Below are 19428 nucleotides of genomic sequence, written 5' to 3'. Positions count from 1 at the left end.
TGATGATTTCTTGATTGATGCTCCAAAAGTGCTCAGAAAAAAGGCTTTTGAAAAGAAAGAAGTACCGAATTGTGGATTTTACCGGACGAACTGTAAACAAAAAAGCCCGACAACCAAATAGCTGCCGGGCCAAAACTTGAAAATTAAACTATTTACTATTTAACCTCATACGCTTTATGAATAGCCTCATCAAAGGCTTTCCAATGGGCTTCAGTCATTCTCCCCGGGGTGAACAAACAAATTCCCGTTGCGCCGTTCTCCATGGAGCCTTTGATAGCCTCACCAATCTCTTCAGGAAGCAACCCATGGTTCTCTGGGTCTTTTTCACTTCCCTTTTTCTCTGGCTTAGGACAAATGAACAGACCACTGTAGACCGGAGTTCCGTTTTTCGCCGTAGCCACTTCTTCATTTACCATTTCCCCTACCCATTCTGGACCTTCTAAATAAAAATCGTTATAGTTCATTGGATAGATGGCGTCAAGATTCCATTTGCCCCATTCCTGTCTTACTAATTTTTTGGCTATGGAGGGGCCTGGAAAAACAGCGGCATTTATCTTTTTTCCTTTGGAATGCACCACATCTGCCAAACGGTTCACCATATTGGTAATAAGATCGTATCGGAATTGTTTCCATTCTGGAACCTCGGCAGGGTCTTCCGCTTCATTGATATCAATCCCTGTTTTGTCTTCAAAGGCTGATGTGCAATCATCGCAATAGCAGTAATCAAATTGCGGATATTCACGATCCATGACCAAACCATATTTGTCCCAAAGTCCTCGGGCCAGAATAACATCAGGAAAACGGATGTAATCCAGATGGATGCCATCCACCTCATCTATTTCAGCTACGCCACCATAGAGATCGGCCAAAAAGTCATATACCCCTTCCTTGCTAGGACACAAAAAAGTGTAATGAGGTACATAAGCCGGCTTATCAAAAGCTGATTCCCCTTTTCCGTTGATGGCGTACCATTCCTTCTTTAACTTGGGATTCTCACCCTGCACCATGGTAGGAATCCAAGTATGGAACTCCATCCCGGCTTCTTTCACCAACTTGCCAACACGCTTATAGGTTTGTGGATCATGGCCTCCATTGTACATCAACCCATCCACACCTTTCTCTTTCAAATCTGAAAATTGTTCCGTTAATTCTTGATCGGTTGCCTCACCCGGACCGCCAATCCAAGCGTAAACCGGAATTTTGTTTTTCTCTGTACATGCTGTCAAGGATAGCACCAAAGCCATCACTAAAAGGAATCTTTTCATTGGTTTGTAATTATATGTTGAAGGAAATTTAGGGAATCTTTTTCGTCGCCCCTCTGAAACTTAGACGAACAACGTCTCTGCCCAAACGAACAGGCTTTTTCCCATGTCATTTTTTTTTTGATCCAAATGCAACCCTCTATCATTTGATTTGTCATTAAGACGAATACATCAAAAAACGAATACCTAATTCTTAAATCAAATCATCAAATGAAACAAAAAAAGAAAGGGAACAGGACTGCCCATTGGGGCTTGGTCCTAAGCCTTCTATTGGGCACATCATTCTTACAGGCCCAGAACAATTTTACCATTAGTGGGAAAGTCACCGACCAAAGCAATGGGGAGACGCTTTTTGGTACTTCCATTTTTTTGCAGGGAACTGATATCGGTGCAATCACCAATGAATATGGCTTCTATTCCATAAGCGCACCACCGGGTTCCTATACCCTTATCTTTTCTTATATGGGCTTTAATGAGGTGCGCAAACAAGTGGTTTTGGACCAGAATATGACTTTGGATATGGAACTGGTGGAGTTTTCCACGCAATTGGATGAAGTTGAGGTCACTGCAGAAGAACCCGAACGGGCTGTTCTCCGTAAACCCGAGATGAGTGTATCCAAACTCAATATTAAGACGGTAAAACAGATGCCCGTGGTCTTGGGTGAAGTAGATATCATTAAGTCGTTACAGATTCTCCCTGGGGTTACCAGTAATGGGGAAGGCTCCAGCGGATTTCATGTACGTGGCGGTGCGGTGGACCAGAATTTGGTTTTACTGGATGAGGCCATCATCTATAACACCTCCCACCTTTTGGGTTTCTTTTCGGTTTTTAATGCCGATGCGGTAAAAGACCTCAAACTATACAAAGGCGGTATCCCAGCTAGATTCGGTGGTCGAGTCTCCTCTGTTTTGGACGTTCGACAAAAAGACGGGAACAGCAAAAATTTTGAAATGACCGGAGGTATCGGGACCATTTCCAGTAGACTGGCACTTGAAGGTCCTATGTTCAATGAACGTGGTTCCTTTTTGATTGCCGGAAGGGGCTCCTATGCCCATCTTTTCTTAAAATTGGCTGGCGAAGACAATAGCGCCAATTTTTATGACCTCAATTTAAAGACCAACTACAACCTCAACAAAAATAATCGCCTTTATTTATCTGGCTATTTTGGGCGTGACCTTTTTGATATAGGGGGTTCCTTCAGCAGTAGTTATGGTAACGCATCAGGAAACCTAAGGTGGAACCATATTTTCAATGATCGTCTTTTTTCCAACCTATCACTGATTTACAGCAATTACGACTACGAACTCAACATCAACGATTTTGAGTTTGATTGGGTGTCCTCCATCAAAAACTATAACATCAAGTATGATCTGAAGTATTATTTCAACGATGCCTTTAAATTGGATTTTGGAGTAAGCACCATAAAGTATGAGTTTGATCCAGGGCAGATAAAGCCCACAGGACCAAACTCTGCCATCAATGAATTACAGTTGGATAAGAAAAGAGCCCTTGAAAGTGCTGCCTATATCAATGCAGAGCATAAGCTCACCGATAACCTAACCGCTCAATATGGTATTCGGTTCAGCCATTTTAATCGTATGGGAGGACAACCATTGAATGACTATTTGGATGATCGCCCATTGGTGTACAATAGCACCCTCCGCATTTACGAAAGACAGGACCCTATTGGTGAGACGGTGTACTCAAAAAGTGAAAGCATTGAAACCTTCAGCAATTTTGAGCCACGGGTTTCCTTGGCGTACCAACTTAATGAGTTCTCTTCAGTGAAAGCGGGATATTCACGCGCCGCCCAGTATATCCATCTACTCTCCAACACCACTGCCGTGACCCCCATTGATGTTTGGACGCCCAGTGGTAAATACATCAAACCACAGCTCTCTGACCAATATGCTTTGGGGTATTTCAGAAATTTTAAGGATAAAACGTATTCCATGGAAGTGGAAACTTTCTATAAAACAGTCGATAACCGGATTGATTACATTGACGGCTCTGACCTAATTGGCAACAACACGATTGAACGCGAAATACTCTCCGGAGAATCCCGAGCCTATGGTTTGGAAGTGTTGCTTCGTAAAAATGAAGGCGCATTTACAGGATGGGTCGCCTATACCTTGGCCAAATCTGAGCAGCGTACTCCAGGAGGCAAAGCAGGTGGACCCGGAATTAATGATGGGGATTGGTACAGCACACCGTATGATCGTACACACGACATTTCCATAACAGGAGCCTATCAGTTGAATGAGAAATGGAGTTTTGGCGCCAACGCCATCTACCAAACAGGTCGGCCCGTAACGTACCCCAATGGCCAATACCAGTATGAAGGGATTTCCATTGCCAGTTATTCGCAACGCAATGCAGACCGATTGCCAGCGTATCACCGGTTGGATGTTTCTGCCACCTATCGACCTAACCGAAGGCCTGAGAAAAGATGGAAAGGTGAATGGGTCTTCGGCATTTATAATGTCTTCAATCGAAAAAATGCGGCCTCCATCTCCTTTGGTCAAAATTTGGAGACCGGTGCCAACGAAGCCACCCGAACCGCCATTTTTGGCATTGTGCCCTCTGTAACCTATAATTTTAAATTCTAAAGTGATGAAACCATTTTATATCCTATATATTTTTCTTTTGCTCTCGATTGCTTCCTGTACCGATGTCATTGAAGTTGATGTGCCCGAGGCGCCACCCAGACTTACCATTGAAGCTTCCTTGGATTGGGAAAGGGGTACTACTGGAACTAATCAAACTATTCTGTTGAGCACCTCAACCCCTTATTTTGCAGAACAGAAGATAGCTCCCGTCTTGGGAGCATCGGTTCGGGTAACCAATACCGATACAGGCGCTGAATTTGTTTTTGAGGATCAAAGCAACGGTCAATATACTACCTCCAGTTTTATTCCTGTTCTGGGTGATACCTATTTATTGGAGGTCATTTATAATAATGAACGCTATACGGCTACCGAGACCTTGGTCCCAGTCAGCAATATTGTTGATGTGTTCCAGTCCACTGAAAATGGGGATGATGAAGATGCCCTGGAAGTGAACGTAACCTTTGAAGATCCCGCCGGAGTAGAGAACTATTACTTTTTACGCTTCCAGAGTGATGCTGATCTCTTTCCAGAGCTGTATTACATCAAAGATGAATTTATTGATGGGAATGAATTCACTATCTACTATGAAAAATTAGCCGACGAGGACGATGGTAATGCGGAATTTCAATCAGGAGACACAGTTGATATTGCCCTTTATGGCATATCGGAACAATACCACGACTATCTTCGCCTATTGGTGGACCAATATGAATTTGCGGGAAATCCTTTTAGTCCCACACCTGTTCCATTGGTAGGCAATTGTGTGAATATGGATGACCCCGAAAATATTGCTTACGGGTATTTTCGGGTCACGGAGACCATAAAGACCCAGTATACTTTTGAATAAGTAATGGTTCTTTTAAAACATCTACCCTTTATGAGTGAAAAATGTTAAAAATTTATGCATTTCATCGAAAATCGAGGGGATTTACCATTTTTTAGCCAAGTTTTCCTCGTATCTAGTTTAGAAGCTAATTATAAATAAAACCCCGATTTATGAGAACTAAACACTTTTTTTACGCGGTAACCCTTGCTTTTTTGGCATTCATAGGGTGCTCTGAAGATGAAAGCAACGGAAATCCCGCTAGTACAACTGGAAGAATGACCGTTCAACTTACAGATGCCCCCTTTCCTTTTGATATGGTTGCCGAAGCCAATGTTACCATCTTTAAAGTAGATGCGAGATTAAAAGACAATGAAGGCGAAGATGAAGAAATGGATGGTAATACTGATGAATCTTCCTTTGTGACCTTAATGGAAGAAGAAATATCCGTAAATCTTTTGGACCTTACCAATGGTGTCACCGAGGAGTTGGCCGATTTGGAAGTGCCTGTCGGTACATATGATTTGGTCCGAGTATATGTAAGAGGTATAAACGTGGTCCTTACAGATGACCGCAGTTTTGATTTAACAGTCCCCAGTGGAGAACAGACTGGAATCAAAGTCTTCATTAAGCCAGGATTGACAGTGGCAGGTGGACTGTCCAGCGATTTATTGTTGGACTTTGATGTCAGCCGTTCCTTTGTTCCTAAAGGAAACTTAAATTCTGTGGATGGTATCAACGGGTTCAATTTTAAACCTGTGATCAAAGCCTGTAACCTTTCCACAGCAGGAACCCTAAGTGGGACGGTAACCACCATGGACGGAGAAGAAATGGTTGTTTTGGAAGATGCACAAATCTCCATATTGGACGCTGATGACGAGCCCGTAACCTCTGGTGTTAGCAATATTGATGGAAATTATACCATTATGGGACTTGATGCTGGAACCTATAAAGTTTATGCTTCCTTGAACGGTTATCTGGACAGTGAAATTGTAGAGGTAGATATTGTAGCAGCGAACAAAACCGAGCTGGATTTTGTTTTGGAAGCCGAAACTGAAGTGGTTGAGGAATAAAAAACCTTTATTGACATATAAGAAAAAGCGGGATCAACATCCCGCTTTTTTTATCATAATATTTCTTTATTCATCGGTTTATTGAATTCAATTTGCGTTATTTTTAGTGCCCCAATGGGAATTATAATCAGAATAACAATTTACCTCCACCAAATATTTCATGTACACACCTCAACATTATAAGAATGAAAACCTTTCCGAAATAAAGGAATTCTTGGTCAACAACAGTTTTGGCATCTTAATCAATACGGTTGATAGTAAACCTTGGGCCACCCATATTCCGCTGGAACTGGATAAAACTGATGACGGTAAAGACATTCTAGTGGGACATATTGCGAAAGCAAATCCGCAATGGAAACACTTTTCAGAAAACCAAGAGGTACTTTGTATTTTCAATGGACCCCACAGCTATATCTCTTCTTCGTGGTACAAGGAAGAGGAAGTTCCTACCTGGAACTATATTGCCGTTCATGTGTATGGAAAGCTACAAATCTTATCGGAAGAAGAAACCTTGGCCTCTATGCACAAACTGGTGGAGAAGTACGAACAGGGCTCAAAACACCCTATTTCCCTTAAAAATATGTCGCCCAAAACATTACGACAAGTGAAAGGAGTGGTTGGGTTTCAAATTGAGATAAGCGACATTCAGGCCACCTACAAACTTTCCCAAACTAGAACCGAGGACCATGCCAAAATCATTTCGGAACTCGAAGAACGGGATTCAGGTAGTAAATCAATAGCCTTAGAAATGAAGCATAGAAAACCGTAAGATACTATTCAATATCTTGGAATATGGCATCTGCCCAATTAGAATATCTGGGATTGTCCACGTGCATAATCCAAATCTCATCGCTGTACTTGCCTTTCATTTTGGATTGATAAGCTGCATAGGCATCGTTGTTTTGGTCATATTTGGCCAAGTACACATAATTAAGACCGTTATCCGGGTTCTTGAAATACTGAGGATTTAACCCTTGGGCCTTAAGTTTTTCCATAAAACTTTTTAAGTATCGTTCATTTTTGAACACATTGGCCACAATGTAATGCCCCTTTCCTACCCCATCCAAACTGATGAATTTCTCTATAGGCTTGTAGGCCCCACCAGTGAAAGTTCCCTTTTTTTCTTGGGGCTCCTTTTTGACAGCGGTTATGTTGTCTGCCAATTGGTCCTTTTGAATGGAATTATAGATGGAGTCCAAATCCTCATTTTTGGCCAGAAACAATTTTTGGGCTTTTGCTTCAATTTCTGGACGCTCATCGTTCGTCTGCCGCTTAACCATTCGCATTACCATTTCAAAACGCTTTTCAAGCTCCTTTTCGCGGCTCTGCTCCATCGAGTCCATTTTAAAAAGCAATTCATCAATCACGGCATGGCTATTCTCTTGTTGTGCTTTTAAAATCGCTATTTGTTCTTCCCAGAAGGCCAAATCCTCTTTGTTCGTAGGGCGTAATGTAGTTTCAACATCTAACTTTCCTTTCTTCTCTTCTTTTTCCTTTTTGGTATCCGCAACCAACCCGCCTTCAATAGGTTTTCTAGTTTTGGAGTCATCTTCGTTGTCCACCACAATATTTCTGGCCATCATCGGCACAAAGGAGTACGCAATTGAAATTTCGTGGGTGACACCTAAATTCAAAAAGTCATTGTTCAGATTTTTCTCGAAGTTGTAACCAAATGAAAGTCTTCGGTTTAGATTGAATCCAGTTCCAGCGGAAGCTCCGTAAAACTGGTCGTAACCTCCTTGAATCCATCCCAGTTTAGGAAGGTCAAGAATAATACCTCCACCAAATATGGGATCTTGGTCTCCCTCAAGTCGTACACGTGCCAAGGGCAGCAATCGACCATCTTCAAAAATCCCAGAGCCGTTAGCAAACTCCTGTGCAAATTGAAGGTGTCCAGAGAAAGTCTTCTGGCTTAAATCCGTCAAGGATTTCCCTGAACTCACATTATAATCCAATAAATTATGGGCGAACACCCCAAAATCAAATTTGCCTACAGACAGGTTCAACCCAGGTTGAAACGAAATAATGGAGTTATTAGAAGTATCGTTGAGTAGAGGGTCTTCTTCTATGGTGACCGCTCTATCTGGGTCAAAACTACTCACGTAATACGGAATATTGACCCCAAAGGTAAGACTGCTTTCCTTCCCCAGTTGAATACCATGTGCGTAGTTGGCCATTACCCCTAGGTTTGAAATTACTCCCTCTTGTTGGTTGTACAGACTGAATCCCACACCAATCCTATCGCTTACCTGACCACTGTAACTCAAAAAATAATTCTGGTTATTGTTGTCAAAGTCGGCACTTTGGCTTCTATGGAATAGGTTAATGTATGATTTATCCTCCCTGACAGAAGAAAAAGTGGGGTTGATGAGGAACCGATTAAACTTTAACAGGTTCTGAAAAGGAACGTTATAGGTTACATACGGGTTGCTATCCTGAGCGTGAGCCAATGGGCCCAATAACATGCAACATAAAATCAAATAAAAAGCCCGGTCAATTGAAAGCAGGGGTATGTCTTTGGAAAATAAAGGTAGTTTTATATCCATAGCCGATGGGGGTTTGTAGGTTAATGTACCTGTTTGGGGCAGGCGGATGTTTTCTGTTTGGTCTCATTAGCAAGATTTGGGAACTTGTAAGAGTTTTACTACTTAAATTATATACAACATTACGTATTTAATCGGTAAACCGCTAATTTTTTCGTTGAAAAACAGGCTTACTCGTTATCTTAAACGTAAACAATCAAAAAAAATTGAGTATTGCCCCTAGAAAAGAGCAGGTTAGGTGTATTTTTTTTCGTGTATTCCCACTAATTTTACAACTTCTTACGTTAACTTTTTCGAGCTATGGACAGTTCTATCAACATTGTTCCCTATTCAGATACGTATGCCGCTGCTTTTAGGTCACTTAATGAGGAATGGATAAGTAGATACTTTAAAATGGAGGAGATGGACCGTATTTCGCTGTATCATCCAAAAGAATATATTTTGGACAAGGGTGGCTATATTGGCGTTGCCCTATTAAACGACGAAGCGGTGGGTGTATGTGCACTTATACCCAGCTACAAGGAAGAGTACGATTTTGAACTAGCCAAGATGGGTGTCTCACCAAAAGCACAAGGAAAAGGCATTGGAAAATTGCTGGGGCTTCACATAATAGAAAAAGCTAAAGCCTTAGGCGCTAAAAAACTGTATCTGGAGAGCAACCGAATACTAAAACCCGCCCTAAGTCTATATGAAAAACTTGGTTTCAAGGAAATTGTGGGTGCCACTTCACCCTATGAACGTAGTGATATTCAGATGGAGTTGACCCTATCCTCTTCTTAGCAAATCTATGTGATCATATCTCCCGCCTAGCCATCTTAACGCACAATTATAGGAAGGAAAAGTTCCTTAGTCTATTGTGAAATTTACTCCCCAATGAATCTGCTTTGTCTTTTTCATTTTCATACATCATTAAAAATGAGTATATTAAAGAGTAAATTTTAAATTCAGAAACCATGGGAACAGTTAAAAACCTGAACAAATGGGCCAACGCCCACACCTACTATCCTTTGGACATTCTACGTGTTGCCCTTGGGGTATTTCTTTTTATCAAGGGGATTGAGTTCATGACGAATTATGAACAAATGTCCGAGATAGTTAGGCCCTTTCAGGAAATGCCAGGCGGCATGATTATTTTGCACTATGTGGCCCCTGCTCATTTTGTAGGTGGATTTTTAATTGTAATCGGTCTTCTCACTCGATGGGCCGTACTTGCACAGCTACCCATATTGTTTGGTGCCGTTATCACCAACTTTTTGGGAGTAATGAATTTGACCAATCTAATTATGGCCATTGTCATATTATTGGGTTGTGTCTTCTTTGCTTTATACGGGTCTGGAAAACACTCAGCCGATTATTATCTGAAAATGCAGCAATAACCTAAATCAATTACAACAACATAGTAAAAATACCCGCCTCGGCGGGTTTATTTTTTTGTGCGAAACACTTTAATACACTACATTTAAGTTACTGTACATCAACCTAAAACCATAATCATCAAACGGTCGGCCTCCATAGTGCTCTTCCTATGCATTGCTGTGAACACATTACAGGGCCAAATCCGTCATATCGATAGCCTACAGAAAATCTACCCAACTGTAAAATCAGATTCTTTAAGGATACGAATCCTAAAGGATATCGCTTGGGAATATTTGAATAATCGTGGTAATGCCGTTTTGGCAAAAAAGCATATCGATAGTTTCTCATCCATCAGCAAGAAAAATAATATTCCATGGGGAATTTCCATGGCAGATTATCAATATGCCGTTCTTGAAAGGCAACAGGGAAATTATAGTGAAGCCTTGGCACACATTGATAACTATTTAAATTTTGATCAAACCCAAAAAGAACCTTTTGCCACAGCCAATGGGTTGTATCAAAAGGCCATTATATTGGACAACTTGGGAAATTATGATGAGAGCCTAAAAATCTATTATGATATCCTAAAAATCTACGAAGATCATGATGATTCCTACAGCATTGCCACCACCTTGAATGCATTGGGGGAGATTTTAAAAAAGACAGGCAAAATCAACCAAGCCATGGAGAGCTACCAAAAGGCTTTGGAGATTTTCAAGACGCTGGGCGACAAAATAGATATTGCCAATTGTCTTTTTAATATCGGGGACACCCACATGATACAAAAGGAGTATACCCTTGCTGTTCAATATTTTAATGAAGCACTTGTGTTAGATCAAGAAACCAACAGCGAATGGGGCATTGCGTTTGATTATGAAGCACTGGGCAAGGTTTATGGGCATCAAAAGAAATACCAACAGGCTTTGGAATACCATAAAAAGGCTCTGGCACTCCGGGAAAAGTTGGGACAACAGTTGGAACTTTCCATGAGCTATACCCAAATAGGGAACATCTATCTGGAAATGGGCAATTATGAGCAAGCAAAAGAAAATAGCACTGCCGCCATAACCATTGCCGAGGATATTGGGGCGCGGGCGCAACTTCAGGAAAACTATAAAATTCTTGCTACTGCCTATGAGCGAACAGGTAATTTCAAGGAGGCATTGATATATAAAGATCGGTTCATTGCCATCAAGGACAGTCTTTTCAATGAGGCCAAATCCAGACAAATTGAGGAGTTGCAAGTCCAGTTCGAAACCAAAAAAAACCAAGATGCCATCACTTCGCTACAAAAAGACGCCCAAATCAATGCCTTACGATTAGGCCAGCAGAAAACTTTACGAAACATCATCATTGGTATTGCGGTTGCCGCCCTTCTCTTCTTTTGGTTTGCCTTTAATAGATATAAACAAGGCCAGCGGGCAAAACAAGCCGAAGAAGAAAAGAAAAGGGCCATTTTAGAGGAACGGAAACGCACAGAAATAGAAAAACAACGGGTTGCCGAGCTTCAAAAAATAGACAAATTGAAAGACGAGTTCCTCGCCAATACTTCGCACGAACTCCGAACTCCCCTTGTGGGCATTGTTGGTCTTACGGAATCACTTCAAGATGGTGTTGCGGGAAAATTGCCAAAAGAAGCACTGGAAAACCTGGAGATGATTGCCAATAGTGGAAAACGTCTTTCGCATTTGGTGAATGACATCATGGATTTTTCCAAACTAAAGAATCGAGACCTTGTGCTTTCCACGGCTCCTGTAGATCTTTATGCCGTCTCAAACATTGTTTTAAGGCTGTCTCAACCCATGCTCAAGGACAAACAACTCAAACTCATCAATTCCATTCCCAAAAATGTTCCGCTTGTTGTTGCTGATGAAAACCGATTGCAACAAATCATGCATAATCTTGTGGGGAATGCCATAAAATTCACGGAAAAAGGATACATCAGCCTCTTTGCTGAAGTAAAGGAAGATATGGTTTCAATTTCCGTTTCTGACACGGGAATTGGCATTCCTGAGGATAAAATCGATACCATATTTAATTCTTTTGAGCAAGGGGACGGTTCAGTGCAAAGGGAATATGGCGGAACTGGTCTAGGCCTCTCCGTTGCCAAACAACTGGTGGAACTCCACAGCGGAACCTTAACCGCTTCCTCCGAAAAAGGCAAGGGTTCCATCTTCACATTTACGCTGCCGATAAGCGACAAAACCCGAAAGGAACTTAAACTTAAGACAAAACAATCCTTGAATACCGTTCAATCGTTAAGTGGAACAGCCCCTCTTCCGATACTATCACAGGAGCGACCAAAACTGCCTGAAGAAGCTCCAAAAATCTTAATAGTGGATGATGAACCCGTAAACCGAAGGGTATTGGAGAACCACCTAAGCATGGCAGGCTACCATATTATTGAAGCCAACAACGGCAGGGAAGCACTAAAATTGATTGAGGAAAAGGAAGACTTTAACCTGATCTTGCTGGACATCATGATGCCCGGAATGTCAGGATATGAAGTTTGTGAAAAGATACGGGAAGACTATACCACCAGCGACCTTCCCATAATTTTGTTGACCGCCAAGAACACTGTAAATGATTTGGTGACAGGATTCAATTCTGGGGCCAATGACTATCTCACAAAACCCTTCTCCAAAGGAGAACTTTTGAGCAGAATTAAAACCCACCTCAACCTGAATACCATTCATAGGGCCACGTCTAAGTTTGTTCCCTCCGAATTTGTAAGGTCAGTGGGGAAAGAATCAATCACAGATATTAAACTTGGAGACCATACCGAAAAAAATGTAACCGTCCTGTTTTCCGATATTAGGGATTATACCACCTTGGCTGAAGGGATGACGCCAGAACAGAACTTTAAGTTTGTAAACGCATATGTAGGTCGAATGGGACCTATTATCAAAGAAAACAAAGGCTTTGTAAATCAATATATGGGTGATGGCATTATGGGGCTGTTCCCTAAAAACCCAGAAAGTGCTTTGGATGCAGCCATAGAAATGCAGCGAACCTTGACCCTTTACAATAAAAGACGAGTGGAAGAAAAAGAATACAAACCCTTGTCTGTAGGTATAGGTCTCCATACCGGCCCATTGATTATGGGAATTATTGGGGATTCCAAAAGAAATGATCCTGCTGTAATCTCAGATGCAGTAAACAGTGCCGCCCGGGTTGAAGGCATGACCAAACATTTTGGTGCCAATATTATCATTAGTGGTGATAGCTTACAACTGATGAAAGACCCAGCAAGTTTTAATTGCAGGTATTTGGGAAAAGTTCGGGTAAAAGGCAAACAAAAAGCTTTGGAGATTTATGAATGTATTGATGGCGATAGCATTGAAAGCATTTCCATGAAGCTGGAAACCAAAACCCATTACGATCAAGGAGTTGAACTATTTTTTGATGGTCAATTCAACGAGGCTTCCACCGCTTTTGAATGGGTTCTATATAAAAATCCAGGTGATTCAATAGCCTTTTATTTTAATGAAATGGCCAAGAAGTATGCTGTTTTGGGCCCTCCAGATGATTGGAGTTTGGGAGCCGTGATGCATGAAAAGTAACCCGTTAATTCAGCTGTTCCACTAAGCTCATTCCCAATGTGATCGGCGAAGCCATACGTTGGTATTTTTCAAAGCGTTGGTTTACACAATGCTGGGCATGCTGAATCATTTGCCACGAAGTTTTGGGATCCGTTTCAAAAACATGTTTAAACCGATTTTCCATTTGAAAATACTTTTCTATTCCAATACTAGGCGCATCTGAATCCAATTGTAAAGTTGCCAACCCTTTTTCAGCTCTGTTAGGATCATTGCGATACAACAACCACTGCCCTGACTCAACTGCCATCTTGTGGTATTTTGATGGGTTTTTCATATCGATACCATGTGCCGGACTATGGCAATACGCAATGATCAGGGAAGGACCATCATGAGCTTCCGCTTCAACAAATGCCTTTAAGGTTTGCTCTTGGTTGGCACCAATGGCCACCGAAGCTACATACACATCATTGTAATGCATGGCCAAAGCGCCTAAATCTTTTTTCTGCTTCTGTTTTCCAGTTGCAGCAAATCGTGCTGAAGCACCATACGGTGTGGCTTTGGACATTTGGTTCCCAGTATTGGAATACACCTCGTTGTCCAACACCAAAATATTGACGTTTTTCCCGGATGCCAGCACGTGATCCAAGCCACCGTAGCCAATATCATAGGCCCAGCCATCGCCGCCAACAATCCATACGCTTTTCTTGACCAGACTATCTGCAATTTGCGCCAATTTTCGAGCTTCTGGCATTTTAACTTTCTCCAACAAAGACTTTAATGCTTCAATACGACTTCTTTGTTGATTGATTTCTCGTTCGTTGTTCTGTTTTGCATTCAAAATATCCCGAATTAATCGGTCACCCATAAAGGCGGATACTTTTTGGAGTAATTCTCTAGCTTCCATTTCTTGAAGGTCCAAAGACAATCGGAATCCGAGTCCAAATTCAGCATTGTCTTCAAAAAGTGAATTGGACCATGCGGGACCTCTCCCCTCTTGATTTTTGGCCCAAGGTGTAGTGGGAAGGGCTCCTCCAAAAATGGAACTTGCTCCCGTGGCATTGGCCACCAATGCGCGATCTCCAAACAATTGTGACATCAATTTTAGATAAGGTGCTTCTCCGCAACCATCCTCACCCATCGGATATTTGAACAAGGGTTCTTGCAATTGTTGCTGACTTACCTTGGTGTTATCAATTCTTTCACGGTCCACCTCTGGAATAGTTTCAAAGTAGTTCCAGTTTTTTCGCTCGTTAACGATTTTGGTTTTGCCCATCACCAAAGCTTTTGCTGGACAAGCATCCACACAGGAATTGCACGAAGTGCACTGGTCAGGATTTACTTGAATGGTGTAATTCAGTAAATCCACATCTGCAAGAATGGTATCAATTTCTATGGCTTTCCAAGTCGATGGCGCTTCCAAAAGGGTTTTGTCACCATACACTTTCATGCGTAAGGCTCCAGACGGACAAGCCAAACTGCAGGCACCGCATTGAGTGCATAAATCGGGTAACCATTCTGGAGTTTCCTCTGCAAATGTTCTTTGACTGAATTGTGAGGTATTTGTGGGATAGGTGCCATCTACTGACAAGGCACTCACGGGCACTTCATTTCCCCTTCCGACCAACAACTGACCCAAAAGGGTTTTTGAAAAATCCGCATCAACCAGCAACGTTTCTTTTTGGTTCATGCTAGCTCTTGAAGTATTTACTTTGTGGATAGCGTCCATAATTTTATTTTCCTCGCCCACATTGTTGATAAGAGCCATATATCCTAAATGTAGAATGGAAATTGCCCCATCCGTATAACTATTTGGATTGATGGTATATAGAAGGACTTCCTTTTCCTGAACCATTTTTTTGGTTTCCAATGAAAGTTTATTCCAAAATTGGGTTGGATTTTCTTTGGATTGCACCACAATGGTACCGCCTTGTTTAACTCGCTGCAAAACCGTGTCATTTTCCAAGAAATTGACATCAGTACAGCCAATGAAATCCGCATTAGAAATCAAGTAAGGCGCCTTAATCCTTTCTTTGGCCATACGAAAATGGGTCACACTTCGGGAATTCGATTTTTTATAGTCACACTCTTGATACCCTTGAACAAATTGGTCTTCCTTTCCCATTTGTTGTATAAAATTGTTGAAATGCATAACAGTATCACTCCCTTTGATTTCATAAAAAAGCACCCGGATTCCTTCCTTCGGCAATTCAAATTTGGATTTCGGAAGGCTCAATTGGGTGACATCATCAGTAATACCAACCGTGAAATTGTTCTTCGGATTCGCCTTTTTCAAATTGTCCAGAATTGATTTTACCATTCCTGGGGTAAATTCTTTGGAACTCAACCCGTACCGACCTCCAACCATTTTGGGAAGCGTGGAGAATCTTTCGCTGTGCACCACAGTTTGCATCACATCCAAAAACAAAGGCTCCCCGGTGGAACCAGGCTCTTTGGTTCGGTCCAAAACCGCAATGGCCTTGCAGGTTTTTGGAAGATCATTCATAAAGTGCTCCGCACTAAAAGGTCGATAAAGTCTAACTTTTACTAGTCCGACTTTTTCACCTTGGTCATTCAAATAGTTAATGGTTTCTTCAATGGTCTCTGTGGCTGAAGCCATGGCGATGATGATATGCTCGGCTTCGGGATGACCTACATATTCAAAAATCTTGTATTGGCGTCCGGTAAGCTTGGCGAAATCATCCATTTTTTGCTGAACGATGTTTGGACATGCTTCATAATAAGTATTCACCGCCTCCCTACTTTGAAAGAAGACATCAGCACCTTGCGAAGTTCCTCGAAGCACAGGAGAATTTGGATTCAAGGCTCTATTTCGATGTGCAGCCACCAAATCAGCATCTATCATGCGATTGATAGTTCCATCACTAACTTTTTCAATCTTGGACACTTCATTTGAAGTTCTAAATCCATCGAAGAAGTGCACAAAAGGAATTCGGGATTCCAAAGAGGCCGCTTGGGAAATCAGGGCAAAATCCATGGCTTCTTGCACCGAAGCGGAGGCTAACATGCCATACCCTGTACTACGTACAGCCATAACATCGCTATGGTCTCCAAAAACAGAAAGCGCATGGGCGGCTACAGAACGGGTGGCCACGTGGATTACATTGGGACTCAATTCCGCGGCTATTTTATACATGTTTGGCATCATCAGTAACAGACCCTGTGATGCGGTAAATGTACTAGACAATGATCCGGTCTGAAGGGCTCCGTGCATGGCACCGGCCACTCCTGCCTCACTTTGCATCTCAAATGTGGAAGGAACATTGCCAAAGATATTTTTTTGCTGGCGGGCACTCCACTCCTCTACCAATTCGGACATTTCCGAAGATGGCGTAATGGGATAGATGGGAAACACATCATTGATACGATACGCAATATGCGCAACGGCCTGATTTGCATTGGTAATGATATGTTGTTGTGTTTTCATGGGAGGAAGTGTATGATAGTTGGTTGAATAAAAAAGGAATAAGCCATCCCTAAAAAATTAGGAACGGCTTACTTCAGGTAGATTACTTTTCGAACTCGATGGTTACAGGAGTTGGATTTGTAATGATGTCGAATACAGGAGAGAATTGTGACAAAGCTCTCAATTGCTCTTCAGAAGCATCGGACTTCACTTTGAATTTTACAGTGATGCCTTTGTATCCTTTGCGAACCTCAGGGTCAAGACCCAAGAATCCGTGAAGGTCAGCTTCACCACTCAACGTGCTTTCCATCCCTTCAATATCGATACCATTGGCAGCAGCGTGGTACGCCATGGCACCAGTTAAGCAAGAACCAAGGGCATGCAAAACAATCTCCGCAGGGTTAGGTGCTTGGTCTTTTCCCAAAAGAACCTCAACATGGTCGGCTTCCAAGGTAAAGTCACCTTTTCTAGTTGGGTGTTCTTGGCCTACGCCATAATAATCTTGGATACTGGTAACACAATGTCCACCTTCAATCCAATTGTTTTTGGCTCTAAACTCGAACTTAGCCAATGAAGGATCTTGTTGTACGTGGTTGATAGTTTCTACCAACTGATCTACGTTTACTCCGTTTTTAATGTTTGCTGTTGTAATCATTTTTTTGTTTTTTAGATTAATTGATTAACATTTGCCAGAGTAGATGCATTTGGCGTGCCAAAAAATATAATTAATTGTATATCAATTATTTAAAATGATTTTAGAATGAGGAAAGTATAACGATATTTCGTCTATTTACGAGATTTCGTTATAAAAATGACGTGATTTCATGAAATTACACAGGGCGAACGATGCCCAATGCCTTTATTTTGGATGTTAATGTGGTGGGAGGCATGCCAAGCAGAGAGGCAGCGCCTTTTTCCCCGGAAATTTTCCAGCGGGTCTGCTTTAGAGCTTTTAGGATGTTCTCTTTTTCCAATTGAATCATGTCTTGAGCCGTGAGTATATGGTCCGGCTCTACAGTTTGTACTTCAGCCACTGACTTGGGCAAGGAATTTGGAATAATGAGTGACCAGTCAATCGCGCCATTTTGGGAGACAATTACGGCCCGCTCCACCAAATTTTGGAGTTCCCGCACATTGCCGGGCCAGGTATATTCCTTAAAAAGCTTTTTCTGCTCGTTGGTCAGTTTTTTTATATTACGATTCATTTTGTTGGAAAAGTGTTCCACCATGGCATTAGCTATCAGGGAAACATCATTTCCTCTTTCCCGAAGTGGTGGGATTTCAATCGGGAATACATTCAATCGATAATACAAGTCTTCCCTGAATTTCCCTTCTTTGGAGAACTGCAAAAGGTCTCGGTGCGAGGCAGCAATAATCCGAACATCCACTTTTTGGGTAGTGGAGCTTCCCACGGGGTCAAATTCCCCTTCTTGAATGACCCGCAATAATTTGGGTTGAAGGTCCAAGGGCAATTCCCCTATCTCATCCAAAAAGATGGTTCCTTTGTCCGCCAATAAAAACCGACCTTTTCTATTGGCGGTCGCTCCGGTAAAGGCTCCCTTTTCATGACCAAAAAGTTCGCTTTCAATTAAATTGGCAGGAATGGCTCCGCAGTTGATTCGAATTAAAGGGCCTTCACTTCGGTTACTGGCGGCATGGATGCCTCGGGCCACCAGCTCTTTTCCCGTACCCGTTTCTCCATGAATCAGCACAGTAGCATCTGTTTGGGCCACCTGGGCTATCAGGTTCAATACTTCTTTCATGGATTTATGATGAGCTATGATGCCATGATCATTGGTCAACTCCTTGATTTCTTCCTGGAGATATTCGGTTTTATCTTCAAGTGAACTGATTTTGTGCTCTGCGGTCAAACGGTCATCAATATTTCGGAGAATCAGCGTATAAAACGCCTCCTTTTCATCGCTATAACAGCTTAAAGTGCCCTCATGCAGGGTTTCCTTACCATCGGACCCGATGACTTTTACGATTTTGGGCAAATAGGTGTTTTTATTTTGCTGGCTTGATTGTTCTGATTTCACCAATTCTTCAAGTAAGTCTGCTCCTTCATCGTCCAAAAAGAACAATATGTTTCGTTGGAGTACTTCCTGGTTTTCCATAATGGATTTGGCAGAATCATTGGCCAGAAGTATCCTGAAGTTCCCATCGAACATGATAATGGCGTCCATGGCACCATCAATAAGTCCCGACATTTTTGCGTTGGCCAGTTCCACTTCTTTTTTCGAGGAAGCCAATTGTTCCTGTATTATATCGAGTTCGCGATGTCTTTTAATAAGAACGGACATCACGCCTTTTGCAAAGCCTTTATCGGACTCCATTAATTGGGAAAAATGGGCAGTGGTAATCTTAAGTACATGGGTATCTTCCAATGCAGTAACGGATACAGACCTTGGTTCTTCATCAATAAGTGCGTATTCCCCAAAACAGTCTCCTTTTGATAAGATCCCATAGGAATGTTCCATATCGTGCACGTTTACCTTCCCCTCTAGAATGACGTACATGGCATCTCCCACCTCACCTTTTTCAATAATTCGGTTGTCTCTGACGAATTGTTCCGAATCAGCATTCGTGTAAAGCTCCAGCAGGGAGGTTCGTTCCACTTCGGAAAAAAAAGGTACCTCCGATAGAAAATCCAACAATTCTTTTTGCTCTGATGAGGTCATTGGGTGTGCTCAAAGGTTCTGAATCAAATAAATATAAAGATTTATGGAATAGACCATACATCTATCTTGTTTTTCTATAAATAAAATTGATAGGTTTTTATATTTTTATGGTTC

The 19428-nt window shown here is 41.9% G+C and carries 12 protein-coding genes; 7 read left to right on the top strand and 5 right to left on the bottom strand.

Translation table 11 applies throughout. The annotated features are described in order from the left end of the window. Positions 1-155: 155 nt before the first annotated feature. Positions 156-1265: a hypothetical protein gene (locus tag ACFOWS_RS06725; protein ID WP_379763173.1), complete on the bottom strand. Its 1110-nt coding sequence runs from the start codon at positions 1263-1265 to the stop codon at positions 156-158. Between the two features lie 207 nt (positions 1266-1472). Here ACFOWS_RS06725 and ACFOWS_RS06720 point away from each other — a divergent pair, with 207 nt between their 5' ends. The 4 genes from ACFOWS_RS06720 to ACFOWS_RS06705 all read left to right on the top strand — a co-directional run bounded on the left by ACFOWS_RS06720 (position 1473) and on the right by ACFOWS_RS06705 (position 6537). Beyond that, on the top strand, positions 1473-3872 hold the full coding sequence (locus ACFOWS_RS06720; RefSeq protein ID WP_379763172.1) for a TonB-dependent receptor: 2400 nt from the start codon (positions 1473-1475) through the stop codon (positions 3870-3872). Positions 3873-3876: 4 nt separating this feature from the next. Continuing rightward, complete coding sequence (locus tag ACFOWS_RS06715) at positions 3877-4719, top strand: DUF4249 domain-containing protein (protein ID WP_379763171.1); 843 nt, start codon at positions 3877-3879, stop codon at positions 4717-4719. A 149-nt stretch (positions 4720-4868) separates the two neighbouring features. After that, positions 4869-5768, top strand: a complete 900-nt coding sequence (locus ACFOWS_RS06710; RefSeq protein WP_379763170.1) for a DUF4382 domain-containing protein — start codon at positions 4869-4871, stop codon at positions 5766-5768. A gap of 160 nt (positions 5769-5928) precedes the next feature. Continuing rightward, a complete protein-coding gene (locus tag ACFOWS_RS06705) occupies positions 5929-6537 on the top strand; it encodes an FMN-binding negative transcriptional regulator (protein ID WP_379763169.1) in 609 nt (202 codons plus the stop codon). A gap of 4 nt (positions 6538-6541) precedes the next feature. On the opposite strand, the gene ACFOWS_RS06700 is transcribed toward ACFOWS_RS06705, so the two are convergent. After that, complete coding sequence (locus ACFOWS_RS06700) at positions 6542-8314, bottom strand: PorP/SprF family type IX secretion system membrane protein (protein ID WP_379763167.1); 1773 nt, start codon at positions 8312-8314, stop codon at positions 6542-6544. A gap of 297 nt (positions 8315-8611) precedes the next feature. Between ACFOWS_RS06700 and ACFOWS_RS06695 the strand changes: the two genes are divergently transcribed. The 3 genes from ACFOWS_RS06695 to ACFOWS_RS06685 all read left to right on the top strand — a co-directional run bounded on the left by ACFOWS_RS06695 (position 8612) and on the right by ACFOWS_RS06685 (position 13230). Continuing rightward, a complete protein-coding gene (locus ACFOWS_RS06695; RefSeq protein ID WP_379763166.1) occupies positions 8612-9091 on the top strand; it encodes a GNAT family N-acetyltransferase in 480 nt (159 codons plus the stop codon). Between the two features lie 173 nt (positions 9092-9264). Further along, the gene (locus ACFOWS_RS06690) at positions 9265-9687 is read left to right on the top strand and encodes a DoxX family protein (protein WP_379763165.1); all 423 of its coding nucleotides are present in this window, start codon (positions 9265-9267) and stop codon (positions 9685-9687) included. A 159-nt stretch (positions 9688-9846) separates the two neighbouring features. Further along, positions 9847-13230, top strand: a complete 3384-nt coding sequence (locus tag ACFOWS_RS06685; protein WP_379763164.1) for a tetratricopeptide repeat protein — start codon at positions 9847-9849, stop codon at positions 13228-13230. Positions 13231-13234: 4 nt separating this feature from the next. Here the strand turns inward: ACFOWS_RS06685 and ACFOWS_RS06680 are convergent, their stop codons facing one another. The 3 genes from ACFOWS_RS06680 to ACFOWS_RS06670 form a co-directional block, all read right to left on the bottom strand. Then, positions 13235-16654, bottom strand: coding sequence for a thiamine pyrophosphate-dependent enzyme (locus ACFOWS_RS06680; protein WP_379763163.1), 3420 nt, complete (start codon positions 16652-16654; stop codon positions 13235-13237). Between the two features lie 82 nt (positions 16655-16736). Continuing rightward, positions 16737-17288, bottom strand: coding sequence for an OsmC family protein (locus tag ACFOWS_RS06675; protein ID WP_379763161.1), 552 nt, complete (start codon positions 17286-17288; stop codon positions 16737-16739). A 175-nt stretch (positions 17289-17463) separates the two neighbouring features. Continuing rightward, positions 17464-19314: a sigma 54-interacting transcriptional regulator gene (locus ACFOWS_RS06670; protein WP_379763160.1), complete on the bottom strand. Its 1851-nt coding sequence runs from the start codon at positions 19312-19314 to the stop codon at positions 17464-17466. Between the last annotated feature and the right edge of the window lie 114 nt (positions 19315-19428).

The organism is Flagellimonas marina (assembly GCF_042651185.1).
GTDB classification, from domain to species: Bacteria; Bacteroidota; Bacteroidia; order Flavobacteriales; family Flavobacteriaceae; genus Flagellimonas; species Flagellimonas marina.
The sequence above is the reverse complement of the archived record's forward strand: the minus strand, read 5'-3'. Positions and strand labels throughout refer to the sequence as shown.